Consider the following 14,323-nt stretch of genomic DNA (forward strand, 5'->3'; position numbering starts at 1 on the left):
CAATTGTTTATTTATTAAGGTCTGTTTCAGGTAAACAATTCAAAGCCGTGGATTTAATTCTGGTATTATGGGCGGATGAGCGAATCACAAATACAGATATCGGCACAGGTTCAGATCAAGGCTGTTATGGAAGATGAGGCGGGTCAGCGCATTGATAATTATCTGATGCGTCAACTCAAGGGCGTGCCCCGTAGTCATGTCTATCGTATTGTCCGTAAGGGGGAAGTCCGGGTTAACAAGGGACGTATTCGTCCTGAGTACCGCTTGAAAGCGGGTGATCAGGTGCGCATACCACCGGTAAGGATCAATAAGCCTGACGAGATAACGATTTCTCACCAACATCTTCAACAGGTACAGGATGTCCTGTATGAGGATGAGCGTCTGTTGATTATCAATAAACCATCGGGTCTGGCAGTGCATGGTGGGAGTGGTCTGCAATATGGCCTGATTGAGGTGCTACGCAAGGCGCGACCAGATGCCCATTTCCTGGAACTGGTGCATCGTCTGGACCGAGGGACATCAGGTTGTCTGATGATTGCTAAAAAACGTAGTGAGTTGCGTAATTTGCATGAACTATTGCGCGAGACTCGGGTCGATAAACGATATCTGGCTATGGTGCGTGGTGAATGGCAAGGTGGTAAGCAGGTGGTTGAGGCGCCATTGAAAAAAGGGCAGTTACGCAGTGGAGAACGTATCGTACGAGTGAGTGCTGATGGCAAATATGCGAAAACCCGTTTCTCTCCGGTTCTGGTGACTCCACAATTCAGTCTGCTTGAGGCGAGACCATCAACCGGGCGCACACATCAGATTCGTGTTCATGCCGCGCATATTGGTTTTCCATTGGCAGGGGATGATAAATATGGTGATGAGACCTTTAATCGGTTGATGCATGAGGAAAAGGGTCTGAAACGGCTGTTTTTACATGCTCGTTCACTGGCCTTTCAACGCCCGGGTGCCGATAACCGAATTCAGGTTAACGCGCCCTTAAGTCCAGAGTTGGCACGTCTACTGGATGGCTGGAAGGGCGTGTAGGGTGCGCATTGCGCACCAAAACCATGGTGTGTGATACAGCACCCTACCTAAGAATATGTAGAAAGAAAAGGAAACGGATATATATGGATAAAAACAAGGTGTTAATGCGCGATTGTCGCTTGATTGTATTTGATTGGGATGGAACCTTGATGGATTCTGTCGCACAGATTGTTGATGCCATGCATGCCTCAATGCGAGACCTTAATCTTGAGGTTTTAGCGGAGGATCAGGTGAAGAATATTATTGGTTTGGGTCTGCGTGAGGCCATTGATGCGCTTTATCCTGGCCGTGATGATGTGTTTTTACAGCGTTTTATTGAACGTTATCGACATTACTGGTTTGCTTTATCGGCACAATCAGAATTATTCCCTGGTGCGAAGCAAACGCTGAAGTTATTGCAGGAGCAGGGTTTGATGTTGGCCATTGCAACGGGCAAGGGGCGACAGGGGTTGGATAAAGTTTTAGCCGATACCGGGCTGGCTGATTATTTTCAGGTCACCCGTTGTGCCGATGAAACGACCTCGAAGCCACATCCTCACATGTTACATGAAATTATGTCAGAACTGGATGTGAAACCCGAGCAAACAATCATGATCGGTGACACCATATACGATATGGAGATGGCGCGTAATGCCAATGTAGAACCCATCGCTGCGACCTATGGCGTTCATGAGTGGGAACGTCTGCTCCAGTTCAATCCTTTATTCCGTCTCGATGAACTGATCGAACTCGGTGACTGGGTTGCCGAGTATTGTGTCGACCGAGCGAATCAATCACTTTCAATAGCAGGGTAAATAAATAATGGGACTGAATGACTTGGATAATAAGGATGAAGGGGATCAATGGGAACGAGATACCCTGGAGAAGGTGCTTTTTGCCTCTTTAAAGGAACAACGCCGGACTCGACGTTGGGGTATATTCTTTAAACTGCTTTTTTCTATTTATGTGTTTTTTATTATTTGGTCATTCAATCCAATCGACATTGAAATGAAACCGGGTAAGTCGGATAGGCACGTTGCATTAGTCGAATTAACCGGAGTTATTGCTGATGGTGCGCCCGCTAATGCCCATCGCATTATTGCAGGCTTACAGGATGCCTTTGAGGATAAAAAGACGGCCGCTGTCATACTGGAAATTAATAGTCCTGGCGGTAGTCCAGTGCAATCAGGTTATATGAATGATGAGATCCGTCGCCTGCGTAAGCAATATACCGATATACCATTATATGTCGTGATTGAGGACATCTGTGCATCCGGGGGGTATTTTGTCGCCGTGGCAGCCGATCAAATTTATGCCAACAAGGCGAGTATTGTCGGTTCTATTGGTGTGCGTATGGATGGCTTTGGTTTTGTTGAGGCAATGAATAAACTGGGTGTAGAACGCCGTCTGTTAACCGCAGGTGAACACAAGGGCTTTCTTGATCCGTTCTTGCCTCGGCGTGAAGAAGATGAGGCGCATATTAAAGGTTTGTTGAATAATATTCATCAACAGTTTATTACTGTGGTGAAGAATGGTCGAGGTAATCGATTAGAAGATGATCCGATGATCTTTAGTGGCATGGTGTGGACCGCAGAACAGGCACTTGAGAAGGGCATGATTGATGGCTTCGGTAGTTCGGAATATGTTGCGCGTGAGATTGTCGGTGTGGATAACCTGGTTGATTTTACACCGCAACCGGATCTGTTGGAACAATTTAGTGCGCGTTTTGGGGCATCGGTGGCAGCAGGTCTTAGTGAGTATATAGGATTATCAGGTATTCATTAATCTGTCATTCCCGCCTTCGCGGGGATGACTAGTTGTTGCGGGGATGGTCAGTCATAGCTAAATTACGCATACTCCTTCATTTTCCAACATGCGTGTAAGACGAATTAGCGGCAGACCAATGAGTGCGGTGGGGTCATCACCTTCAAGACGATCAAACAAGGCAACACCCATCGCTTCTGATTTGAAACTGCCGGCACAGTTATAAGGTGTTTCGGCTCGTAGATAATTTTCGATCTGTTCATCACTTAATATCCGAAAATACACGTTAAACTGAATCACCTCAATCTGGCTGCGTTGTTGTTTGGCATTGTACAGACACAAGCCGGTCAGGAATGAGACGTATTGCCCTGATAGTTTTTTAAGTTGTTGGCAGGCCTTTTCATGGTTGCCCGGTTTACCCAGAATTTGATCACCTAACAGAGCAATCTGATCAGACCCAATTAGCAACGCATCCGGAAATTGACTGGCACAGGCTTTTGCCTTTTGTTCCGCTAATCGGTAAACCAGTTGTAACGGGGGTTCACCTTCTAATGGAGATTCATCGATATCCGGTGATGCCGTTTCGAAATCAAGCTGCAATCGTGATAACAGCTCCTTTCTAAAGGGAGAAGTGGAGGCGAGGACTAATTGACTTTGACTCATAATAAAAATTGTTATCGTTACACTATTAACTCAAAAGGCGGGGGTTGTTCTCTTCTAACAGAGACCGTTGCCCGCATGGACGCGGGCATCGAGCCTACATGGACGTATTTACGGCGCGTCTCTGTTAGAAGAGAACAACACCCGCATCAACCCCACCATTCTAACCGATTTCAATCAGCGTTTCATCCGGATTAACGGTATCGCCTTTTTCAACGTGTACCGCCTTAATGATGCCATCAATCGGTGACTGTATCTCGGTCTCCATCTTCATCGCCTCGGTAATTAATAGTGCTTCTCCGGCCTTAACCTGGTCATCGACCTTAACCAATACCTCGATAATAGTACCCGGCATAGATGTGGTGACATCCCCTGGGTTGGATGCACGCGGTCGTTTACTGCCGCCCTTGCCTGAGGAGCCATCCTGATCCTCACCAATTTCTTCTAATACCTCAACCTGTATTTCTTCAGGGATGCCGTCAATGGTCAGGTAGAAGGGACGTTTATCCTGATGGGCATGACCGGAGCCAGTGACGTGAATATGGTAATTATCACCATGCAGCATGACATTAAATTCGGTAGGACGAGTACCGGATGTACACAGGGTATCGACCACCGGTTCCAGGGGTTCAGGTTCCAGGCTATTACTATTGCGTTGTTCCAGAAAGGTACGACCGATCTCGGGAAACATGGCATAGATCAGCACATCCTCTTTACTCTGTGCCACATCACCAATCTCGCGGGTGAGGTTATCCATCTCGTCATCCAGCAAATCTGCTGGACGGACATCAATAACATATTCATTACCGATGGCCTGTCGTTTAACCTTTTTATCAACCTCAGCCGGTGCCTTGCCATAACGTCCTTGTAGATAGAGTTTGACCTCATTGGTAATCGTTTTATAACGCTCACCGGTTAACACATTTAATACCGCCTGGGTGCCAACGATCTGTGAGGTTGGCGTTACCAGAGGCGGGTAGCCCAGCTCCTTGCGCACCTTGGGGATTTCTTCCAGCACTTCATTCATGCGCCCTAAGGCATCCTGTTCACGTAATTGGGTATACAGGTTAGAGATCATACCGCCAGGTACTTGATAGATCTGTACGCGCGTATCGAGGCCGGTAAATTCACTCTCGAATTGATGGTATTTTTTGCGTACCTCACGAAAATAAAAACCAATCTCTTGTAGTGCAGAAAGATTGAGGCCAGTGTCATATTCAGTCTCATGCAGGGCAGCGACCATACTCTCAGTCGGTGGATGGCTGGCACCACAGGCAAAGGATGAGATGCTGGTATCAATATGACGACAACCATTCTCAATCGCCTTTAACTGACACATCTCGGCAGTACCCGCAGTGGCATGGGTGTGCAGGTGAATCGGGATATCCAGTGCTTCGACAAGATCGTGTACCAGTTCAGCGGTCTTGAAGGGTGTTAACAGGCCCGCCATATCCTTGATAACAACACTGTCACAACCCATCGCTTGTTGCTGTTGTGCCAGGGTAACAAATTGTTTAATGGTATGAACCGGGCTGGTGGTATAACAGATTGTACCTTGAGCATGGGCGCCACATGCCTTAACAGTCTTAATTGAGGTCTCCAGGTTACGAACGTCATTTAATGCATCAAAGATACGAAATACCTGCATGCCATTTTCAACCGCGCGATTGATAAAAGCCTTCACCACATCATCCGAATAGTGACGATAACCGAGTAGGTTTTGCCCGCGCAATAACATTTGTAGCGGAGTGTTAGGCAGCGCTTGATGTAACTGGCGCAGACGTTGCCAGGGGTCTTCTTTTAGAAAACGAATGCAGCTATCGAAGGTGGCACCACCCCAGGCCTCCAATGACCAGTAGCCGATAGCATCCAGTTTGTCACAGATCGGCAACATATCCTCGGTGCGCATACGAGTAGCGATCAGGGATTGGTGAGAGTCTCGTAGAATAACATCAGTGATATGTACTTTTGACATGATAGGGAACCTATGATTGATTATGCGCCTAGATGTGCAGCAATGGCCGCAGCCATCGCTGTAACCAGTTCACGATCCGATATTTCGGTGTGGTAATGACAGAGTTCAGGGTGCTTTTCGATAAATGAGGTATCGAAGTGTGCTTTACGGAAAGCGGGGTGTTTGAGCACCTCAAGATGAAACGGGATGGTGGTCTTGACCCCATAAACCCCCATATCCTTTAATGCGCGTGCACCGCGATTTAACAATCCCTCCCAGTCCATTGCCCAGACGGTAATCTTGGCACACATGGAGTCGTAGTGGGGTGGGATTTTATAACCGGTATAAATCGCTGCATCGGTGCGTACACCGGGACCACCGGGGGCATAATAACGACTGATACGACCAAAGCTAGGCAGGAAATCATTCTTCGGGTCTTCGGCATTAATGCGGAATTCCATCGCATAGCCACGTTGCTGTACATCCTTTTGCTGGATCGTCAGGGGATGCCCCTCGGCGATACGAATCTGTTGCTGGACAATATCAATACCCGTGATCTGTTCAGTAATGGTATGTTCAACCTGTAGCCGGGTATTCATCTCCATGAAATAGAATTCGTCATTCTCATCCATCAGAAATTCAACCGTACCCGCATTGACATAATTTGCGGCACGCGCAGCGCGTATCGCATAATCACCTAGTAACTGCCGTTGTTCTTCATTAATCTGGGGCGAGGGGGCAATCTCAATGAGTTTTTGATGACGGCGTTGAATGGAACAATCCCGTTCAAATAAATGGATGACATTACCATGGTTATCCGCCAGGATTTGCACCTCGATATGACGCGGGTTATCTACGCATTTTTCCAGGAAGATATCAGCACAACCAAAGGCCTTGGTCGCCTCGGACAGTACACGGTCGTAGTTGCGACAGAGTTCTTCATCCGAGTTGCAGCGACGAATACCGCGTCCACCACCGCCCGAGGTCGCCTTCAGCATAACTGGATAGCCGATCTCACCCGCCAGCTGGCGCGCCTCATCAAGATCCTTCAGGTTGCCCTCACTGCCGGGGGTGATCGGGACACCTGCCTTCCTCATGGCATCACGCGCCATGGTCTTGTTACCCATGTTCAGGATGACCTTTGCATTCGGGCCGACAAAACAGATACCACGACGCACACAAGTTTCGGCAAGTAGAGGGTTTTCAGATAGAAAGCCATAACCAGGGTGCAAGGCATCACACCCGGTTGCCACCGCAAGATTGACAATACGATGGGCATTGAGATAACCCGCAACCGAGTCAGGGCCGATATTATAGGCCTCATCCGCCTTTTTAACATGCAGGGAATGACGATCCGCATCGGTATAGATCGCCACCGAGGTAATGCCCATCTCGGCACAGGCCCGCACAATACGGACAGCGATCTCACCGCGATTGGCAATTAATAGTTTCTTTATCACAACGCTCACACCCTTAGAGCAAGTATTGTTGCTAATAATACTGATTTTTGGGGTGTTGTCGAATAGATTAGCAAAACAGGGTATCAATAGAGAGAAAATATGCCATCAATATCAGCGTTCTATGGAATTATAATCTACATGTATTTCATGGATAATAAACAACATAATCTTCCACATATTATGGCAGCAAAAGTGGTAAAAATAGGGCGATAGAGCCTGTGCCAAATAATTTGCAGTTATTTAATTTTTATGATTATAATGAAAGCTACCTTTTTGGTAGGTTATTTGCTTGGTAATCGGGGCAGAAGAAAGGATTAAGGGAAATAGGTTGTTATCAAAAGTGGATGGCTCTGTAGGGTCGTCTGTAATATTAATGGAAACAGGGATAAAACATGAAAATCAAAAGCTTTAATAACTGGAATATTTCCACAAAACTATATGCTGGTTTTGGTTTTATTATTACAGGTCTGGTTGTGCTGGGTATATTTGGCCTCCATCAAGCATCCGCAATTAATCAGCGGGTTAATAACCTTTATACGCAGGAACTGATCCCTCTGGAAACGATTGATGATATGAAAGCTTCTCTTTATCGTATTCGTGATCGAATGGGGCGCATATTAACCGAACCTGAACGTTACACGGCTCATGAAAAACAATTTAAAGAACAATTATCACGGCTTGAACGTAACGAGAAAAAGTATAAAGACTCTCGGTTAGGAGAAACAGAAACCCGTTTAATGGACGCTTACTCTTCCAACTGGAGCCGATATTTAGAAATAATACACAATCAATTTTTACCTTTAATACTTGATGGCAAACAGGAGTTAGCAGAAAACATACTCTATGGAACAGCTCAAGAAGCATTTCGATCTGCCCGCAAAGCCGTTAATGAATTAGCCGATTATCAAATCAAACGAGCTGAGCGTCGCCATACCAATGCTGAAATGGCTTTTGAAGAAATGCAGGTCTTAACCATCAGTGTTATTATTGCGATTTTATTATTTGCTAGCTTTATCTCCTGGTATATCGTGCGCAGCATCGTGCAGCCGGTTTCTTTAATGCGTGATGTACTTGAGTTAATGGATCAGGGCGACTTAACTCATCAGGTGGACTATCATTCAGATGATGAAATTGGTGAAATGGTTGTCACCTTAAATAAAAGCATTGTTACTCAGCAAAAAATTATTGCTACAGTTTCCAATACTGTTGATGAGTTATCTTCTGCGGGTGAGGAAATGTCGGTGATTACAGGTCAAACCAGTCAAACTATTCATGAGCAACGGGGTGAAACCGAACAAGTTGCTACTGCTATGACTGAGATGACAGCAACTGTACAGGAAGTGGCTACCAATATTACTCACGCAGCAACGGCTGCCAATGATGCTAGTGATCAAACTAAAGCAGGTAGTGTAGTGGTGCAACAAGCCATTGCACAAATTAATACACTGGCTCAGCAATTGGAATTATCGGCTGAAGCCATACAAGAAGTAGAGAAGAACAGTGAGGCTATAAGTACAGTGTTGGATGTTATTAAAGGCATTGCCGAGCAAACGAATTTGCTGGCACTAAATGCAGCCATAGAAGCTGCGCGAGCAGGTGAGCAAGGAAGAGGCTTTGCTGTGGTAGCTGATGAGGTTCGTACACTGGCTGGACGTACACAACAAGCAACCGAAGAAATTAATAAGATGATTGATCAACTTCAAGCTGGAGCTAAAAAAGCTGTTGAGGTCATGGAGCAAAGTAGGGCGCAATCTCAATCTGCAGTTGATTTTGCTTCTCAGTCTGGAGATGCACTACAAACCATTTCAACTTCGGTTGAGAGGATTAATGAAATGAGCGCACAAATTGCCAGCGCAGCTGAAGAACAAAGTAGTGTGTCAGAGGAGATCAACTGTAACATTGTCAGGATAAGTGACATGTCAAATAAAACAGCCGAAGGCGCCGAAGAAACTGCAACTGCTAGCCAGGATTTGGCTAGGATGGCTGCTTCCTTACAAGGCTTGGTTGCTAATTTTAAGGTGTGAATAATGGTGTTCTCCCTGAGATCTAACTAGTCATCTGAAGGATGTTATTGAAAAAAGAAAAAATGCAGCGTTGTAAGTTGATTAAGTTATTGATCGCTTTTTTTCTGTTGTTACCTAACTTATTAAGTGCTGAACCTATACAACCTGATCGACCTGGTTTTAGCACAGGTACCTATACTGTAGAACCGGGGTTTAGTCATATAGAGATGGGTATTCAATCTGATTATAGTAATCAGATTGGTGACCCAGACAGTTACACCGCTCCACTCATTAATTATCGTTTAGGATTAACGCCTAATATGGAATTTAACCTACTCTGGGATGGTTGGGGCTTGGTGGATGGTGGTCGTCAGAACAATACAATGAATGATGTTTTTGTGGGGATAAAACATCGACTCGTGGTAAGTGATTCATACAATATCTCAGTATTAGGTTTTATTTCTCTACCTACGGGCAATACTGCCGATGCCGGACACTCAACACCATTTATTGCCTTGTTATGGGATTATGTAATAACCGATCAAATATTAGTTTTTGGTACAATGCAATTTATATCCTTTGTTGAAGATAAACAGCGTAGCAAGCAATAACTTTCAGCCAGCCATTGGTTTCTCTTTTACACATACCCAAAAAACCAGTACCTTTATAGAATATTATAATGATATAGCTATCAATTCAGATACACAGAAAAGTCGTGTAGTGGACGCAGGTATCGCATATTTATTAACTCCCTCCATCCAGTTGGATTTTAATGCTGGTTTTTCACTCGATCAGTATTCTAGCGACTTTATGGGCGTAGGTGTAGCTATACGTTTTTAGTCGTTTCAATCCACGATTGGCAATTAATAGTTTCTTTATCACAATACTCACACCTCAAGGGTCGCGGGAACCTTATAGTATCGCCCCATTTCTCGTCTACAGTTTGAATAATTGATGAAGTGCAGTGGAAACTGCAGAACGATCCTGTTTAGTCAACGCCCCAGCCTTACGAATGACCAGTTTATCATCCAGAGTAAAAAGCTTCATCCTCACCACCGATGCTGATGGCAACCCAGCGTCATCCAGACCTTGAATATTGACATCCAAAGGCCAATCCGAATTGCTGGCACTGGTAATCATCGCCAATACCGACTGTCCCACCTGTTTATTAAAGTGACCTGCGTCAGATAAAACCAACGCCGGGCGCCGCTTGGTGGTTGTTCTATCCGTAAATGGAAAGGGCACCACGACCACATCAAAAGCCTCAAAGGTCACGATAAGCCTCTTCATCCGCTTCCGATACCCACTCAGTCAGAGTACCTTCGATACTTTGTGCAAAGGCTAGATCGACAGGTCTCGCTTTACGAAGATGGACATCATTACCATCAATATCAAAAACGATCTCATCGCCCGAATGCAGGTGAAGTAGTTTTCGTACAGGCTCAGGAATAGTCGCCTGATACTTGCTGGTTAATTTGCTTGTTGAAGTTTGCATATTCGCCTCTTACCACGGTAATACTAGTATTACCCATTACTTAATAGCCATTATAGCAATTCCACCCAATTTAGCAAAAGAATAGCTTAATAACTGCGCAACAGGGAGTGTTGATAGGCAAGGTGGTATACTATCCCCCCTAATGTATTCTTTTGATTTAGGTCTGCTTCCTTCGGGACATCTGCACTGCTTCCCTTTAAACGGGGATGATTCAACTGGCAAAGAGATTCACATTGCTCCTATCGGCAAGGCCTTCGCACGTAGTGTGGGTGAAGGTTTGTTCAGCCTGGCGGCGAGTAAATACGGTAAAGAACTTTCTCCAGCACTACAATACTGGCGCAATATTGCCTGCCAATATCTGAGTCAACGCTGTCGCTTGATGCCGATAGACTCACAGTTTCCTGATCCTGTTGAGTCGCTCACCGCCATAGAAACCATGCCGCTACTTCTGAGTGCGCCTCCTATGCGGGGGGCGGAGTATCTTTCTGCATCGGTGTTGCAGGATATTTATTCCCGGCTCGATAATTGGGTATGCGAACAAATAACGTCTTTCGGTGGACTCGGTGCCTTGCTTGCCAAAAAGGCACCGCAATGGCATCAGGTAGGGCGTGTCTGTTTTCATCTGGCGGAAAACAAAAATGATCCGGATTATCCCTTCGCCTTCATGGTGACCTATGTTCCCGAGGTTTCAGAACAGGGTCAGATTCGTCATCAACCACTCGCTCGCGCCTTGCAGGAGTATGCGGGAACAAAAAACAAAAAGGCATTGATTCGCCTGCTTTCGCCTGTTCAACGCGCGGCTGAATCCAGCGCTGTCATTAAAGATCTGGTTGATAGCGGTGATATCTATCATCCTTTGGCCTGGACACCGGCGGAGGCCTATGCCTTTCTCAAGGATGCACCAGAGTACAAACAGTGTGGTGTCGTTGTGCGTTTGCCTGACTGGTGGAAGAAACGCAGTCGACCGCGTGCCAGGGTGACTATTGGTGATAAAAAGCAGAAGAACTTCACTGCTGATTCGTTACTGGATTTCAAATTGCATATTGCCCTGGGCAGTGAGCCGCTGAGTAAGGCCGAGTTGAAAAAACTGATGGCGGCAGGTGATGGCCTTGTTTACATGAAGGGGCAGTGGGTTGAGGTGGATCAGGCACGGCTGAGTGAAGCCCTGGCGCACTGGGAGGCGGTGCAGGCCGAGGCGGCTAGTGGCGGACTTGGCTTTGCAGAAGGGATGCGCTTGCTGGCAGGTGCGCCGGCTGATCTAAAGCAGGATGATCTACTGGAAGAGAGTCAGGAGTGGTCGTTTGTTCAAGCTGGAAAATGGCTAGCTACTGAGTTGGCGGCATTACGTTCGCCCGAGCAGATGAAGATCATCAATCCGGGCAAAACACTCAAAGCAACGCTTCGACCTTATCAACAGACGGGCGTGAACTGGTTATGGTTGCTTTCCCAATTAGGGCTGGGTGCCTGTCTGGCAGATGACATGGGTCTGGGGAAAACCATGCAGGTGATTTCACTGTTGTTGCTACTTAAAAAGAAGCGCAGTGACACAGCTTCCCTGCTGGTGTTGCCAGCATCGCTGTTGGGTAACTGGAAAATGGAACTTGAACGCTTTGCTCCTTCCCTGCGCTGTCTGTTTATACATAGCTCCCAGTTAAACAAAAAAACAATGGATGCCATCGCGAATGAAAGCACTGCCCTGAAAGACATCGATGTTGTATTAACCACCTATGGCACGCTGATGCGTCAGTCATGGTTGCATGAACAAGTGTGGCGACTACTGGTGCTGGATGAGGCTCAGGCAATCAAGAATCCTTCTGCTAGACAAACAAAAGCGGTAAAGGGAATCAAGGCCCAATCCCGTATCGCCCTGACCGGCACGCCGGTTGAGAATCGGCTCTCGGATCTATGGTCACTGTTCGACTTTTTGAACCCCGGTCTGCTGGGATCAGCGGCACGTTTTAAAGGTTTCGTGAAATCACTTTCACAACGAAAGCATGATCACTATGCGCCATTACGCAACCTGGTTGCCCCCTATATTTTGCGACGACTAAAAACGGATCGATCCATCATTAGTGATTTGCCAGAGAAAACAGAAATGACGGCCTATTGTGGTCTGAGCAAGGTTCAGGTGGTGCAATATCAGCAGGCCGTGACCCAGATGGCGAAGGCGATTGAAAACCGGGATGGCATAAAACGCCGTGGACTGGTGCTCTCCTACCTGCTGCGCTTCAAGCAGATCTGCAATCATCCCTCACAATCGCTGGGTGATGGTGAGTACGATCCTGAAAAGAGTGGAAAATTTCAGCGTCTGGCCGAACTCTGTGAAGAGATCGCCTCACGTCAGGAGAAGTTGCTGGTATTTACCCAGTTTCGTGAAATGACCGCACCACTGGCTAACTTTCTGGCCGAGCAGTTTGGCCAGCCCGGTCTGGTATTGCACGGAGGCACAGCGGTTAAAAGGAGACAAAAACTGGTCGAACAATTTCAGGATGAAGCGGGACCCCCCTTCTTTATTCTCTCCCTTAAGGCAGGCGGAACCGGTCTCAACCTGACACAGGCCTCTCATGTCATCCACTTTGATCGCTGGTGGAACCCGGCAGTAGAAAATCAGGCCACTGATCGCGCCTTTCGCATTGGTCAGAAAAAGAATGTGCTGGTGCATAAATTTGTCTGTCAGGGGACGGTAGAAGAGAAGATAGATGCCTTGATTAATGAAAAAATGGCGCTTGCCAATGATTTGCTGGAAGGCGGCTCCGAGGCCTTGTTAACAGAAATGGATGACAAGGCACTGCTTAATCTGGTATCACTAGACATTGAAAAAGCGAAAGTTTAACCTGGAATCCAGGTTTTAAAGGTGAAATGAAATGAGTTATGGCGGATGGGCACCCTATGTGTCGGTAGCAGAACGACGTGCAAAGGCAGCTAAAGAAATAAAGAAACTGAGTAAAAAAGGCATGGAAGTCGAGCCCATCAAGGTTCAGGGCCGCAAGATTGTCAGTACCTTCTGGGGTGAAGCCTGGTGTGATCATCTGGAAAAATTCAGTGATTATGATAATCGCCTGCCAAGGGGACGAACCTATGTGCGCAACGGCTCAGTCTGTCACCTGACTATTTCAAAGGGAAAAGTTGAAGCTATCGTTAGCGGTTCTGAACTCTATAAAATAAAAATCAACATTAGCCCGCTCAGTGCAAATAAGTGGAATAACATACGCAAACAGTGTGCTGGACAGATCGGTTCCATGCTTGAATTGTTGCAGGGGTGTTTCTCCGATAATGTCATGCGGATTGTCACCGATAAAAACAAAGGATTGTTCCCTAAACCCAGCGAGATAACGCTGGCCTGTGATTGCCCGGACTGGGCTGAGATGTGCAAGCATATTGCGGCGGTACTGTATGGTGTTGGTGTCAGACTGGATCACCAGCCGGAACTGCTTTTTCTTTTGCGTAACGTTGATCATGAAGCGCTTGTTTCAGCCGAGCTGGATATACAGACCGTGACAGCCGGAACAGGCAAACGGCGGCGGCTGGCCGAGGCAGATCTCTCTGGTGTATTTGGGGTGGATATGGATGAGCCGCTAAAACCTGGTCGCAAAAAAAGAAAAAAGAGTGAAAGCAAGAAGGTATTTATCCCGACAGCCGCCGCCATCGTCAGACTCCGCAAACGATTCAAGATGAACAGCGCCCAGTTTGCAAAGCTACTCGGTATCAGCACCGCCACAGTGAGCAATTGGGAAAATAGCAGTGGCAAGCTCAATCTCCGCCAACGCACCCTGGATGCGCTTATCCCGGTAACTGAACTTAGCCGGGAGCAGGCCGCGAGGAAATTAAAGCGTAAGCGTTAATCTGATTTCCAGTTTATTTAATTGCATGCGCAAAAAATTGTCATCCCCGCGCAGGCGGGGATCCATCAACTTGTTGATTATATTAACGCTTTTCCTGGTTCCCATGCTCCTGCGTGGGAACCCAAGGGCATGAT

Annotated in this window: 14 protein-coding genes; 9 read left to right on the plus strand and 5 right to left on the minus strand. The window is 46.6% G+C overall.

Going from position 1 to position 14,323, the window contains the following annotated elements:
* Positions 1 to 75: 75 nt before the first annotated feature.
* The 3 genes from rluC (at position 76) to GXP22_04540 (ending at position 2,796) form a co-directional block, all read left to right on the plus strand.
* Entirely contained in the window at positions 76 to 1,032 is a 957-nt protein-coding gene (gene rluC, locus GXP22_04530) for a 23S rRNA pseudouridine(955/2504/2580) synthase RluC (GenBank protein ID NOX08746.1), read from the plus strand.
* A gap of 104 nt (positions 1,033 to 1,136) precedes the next feature.
* Positions 1,137 to 1,826 (plus strand): HAD-IA family hydrolase, encoded by a 690-nt coding sequence (locus GXP22_04535; protein ID NOX08747.1) that lies wholly within the window; start codon positions 1,137 to 1,139, stop codon positions 1,824 to 1,826.
* 7 nt (positions 1,827 to 1,833) lie between these two features.
* The gene (locus GXP22_04540; GenBank protein NOX08748.1) at positions 1,834 to 2,796 is read left to right on the plus strand and encodes a S49 family peptidase; all 963 of its coding nucleotides are present in this window, start codon (positions 1,834 to 1,836) and stop codon (positions 2,794 to 2,796) included.
* 57 nt (positions 2,797 to 2,853) lie between these two features.
* Here GXP22_04540 and GXP22_04545 read toward each other — a convergent pair whose 3' ends face one another.
* The 3 genes from GXP22_04545 to GXP22_04555 form a co-directional block, all read right to left on the minus strand.
* Positions 2,854 to 3,438 carry a septum formation inhibitor Maf gene (locus GXP22_04545; GenBank protein NOX08749.1) on the minus strand — a complete coding sequence of 195 codons (585 nt, stop codon included), beginning with the start codon at positions 3,436 to 3,438 and terminating at the stop codon, positions 2,854 to 2,856.
* A gap of 160 nt (positions 3,439 to 3,598) precedes the next feature.
* Positions 3,599 to 5,410 (minus strand): sodium-extruding oxaloacetate decarboxylase subunit alpha, encoded by a 1,812-nt coding sequence (gene oadA, locus GXP22_04550; GenBank protein NOX08750.1) that lies wholly within the window; start codon positions 5,408 to 5,410, stop codon positions 3,599 to 3,601.
* A gap of 20 nt (positions 5,411 to 5,430) precedes the next feature.
* On the minus strand, positions 5,431 to 6,849 hold the full coding sequence (locus GXP22_04555; GenBank protein ID NOX08751.1) for an acetyl-CoA carboxylase biotin carboxylase subunit: 1,419 nt from the start codon (positions 6,847 to 6,849) through the stop codon (positions 5,431 to 5,433).
* Between the two features lie 99 nt (positions 6,850 to 6,948).
* On the opposite strand from GXP22_04555, the gene GXP22_04560 reads away from it, so the two are divergent.
* The 4 genes from GXP22_04560 to GXP22_04575 all read left to right on the plus strand — a co-directional run bounded on the left by GXP22_04560 (position 6,949) and on the right by GXP22_04575 (position 9,692).
* Positions 6,949 to 7,062, plus strand: coding sequence for a DUF4160 domain-containing protein (locus tag GXP22_04560; protein NOX08752.1), 114 nt, complete (start codon positions 6,949 to 6,951; stop codon positions 7,060 to 7,062).
* A 179-nt stretch (positions 7,063 to 7,241) separates the two neighbouring features.
* Positions 7,242 to 8,873, plus strand: coding sequence for a methyl-accepting chemotaxis protein (locus tag GXP22_04565; protein ID NOX08753.1), 1,632 nt, complete (start codon positions 7,242 to 7,244; stop codon positions 8,871 to 8,873).
* 47 nt (positions 8,874 to 8,920) lie between these two features.
* On the plus strand, positions 8,921 to 9,463 hold the full coding sequence (locus GXP22_04570; GenBank protein NOX08754.1) for a hypothetical protein: 543 nt from the start codon (positions 8,921 to 8,923) through the stop codon (positions 9,461 to 9,463).
* On the plus strand, positions 9,435 to 9,692 hold the full coding sequence (locus GXP22_04575) for a transporter (GenBank protein NOX08755.1): 258 nt from the start codon (positions 9,435 to 9,437) through the stop codon (positions 9,690 to 9,692). Before GXP22_04570 ends, GXP22_04575 begins: the two co-directional genes overlap by 29 nt.
* Positions 9,693 to 9,788: 96 nt before the next feature.
* Here GXP22_04575 and GXP22_04580 read toward each other — a convergent pair whose 3' ends face one another.
* Positions 9,789 to 10,127: a type II toxin-antitoxin system PemK/MazF family toxin gene (locus GXP22_04580; GenBank protein NOX08756.1), complete on the minus strand. Its 339-nt coding sequence runs from the start codon at positions 10,125 to 10,127 to the stop codon at positions 9,789 to 9,791.
* Positions 10,117 to 10,347 carry an AbrB/MazE/SpoVT family DNA-binding domain-containing protein gene (locus GXP22_04585; GenBank protein ID NOX08757.1) on the minus strand — a complete coding sequence of 77 codons (231 nt, stop codon included), beginning with the start codon at positions 10,345 to 10,347 and terminating at the stop codon, positions 10,117 to 10,119. The genes GXP22_04580 and GXP22_04585 overlap by 11 nt, the downstream gene beginning before the upstream one ends.
* A gap of 142 nt (positions 10,348 to 10,489) precedes the next feature.
* Between GXP22_04585 and GXP22_04590 the strand changes: the two genes are divergently transcribed.
* Both GXP22_04590 and GXP22_04595 read left to right on the plus strand, forming a co-directional pair.
* Positions 10,490 to 13,180, plus strand: a complete 2,691-nt coding sequence (locus GXP22_04590) for a DEAD/DEAH box helicase (GenBank protein ID NOX08758.1) — start codon at positions 10,490 to 10,492, stop codon at positions 13,178 to 13,180.
* A 31-nt stretch (positions 13,181 to 13,211) separates the two neighbouring features.
* Positions 13,212 to 14,189 carry a helix-turn-helix domain-containing protein gene (locus tag GXP22_04595; protein ID NOX08759.1) on the plus strand — a complete coding sequence of 326 codons (978 nt, stop codon included), beginning with the start codon at positions 13,212 to 13,214 and terminating at the stop codon, positions 14,187 to 14,189.
* Positions 14,190 to 14,323 lie beyond the last annotated feature (134 nt).

This window comes from Gammaproteobacteria bacterium (assembly GCA_013151035.1).
GTDB lineage: Bacteria > Pseudomonadota > Gammaproteobacteria > JAADJB01 > JAADJB01 > JAADJB01.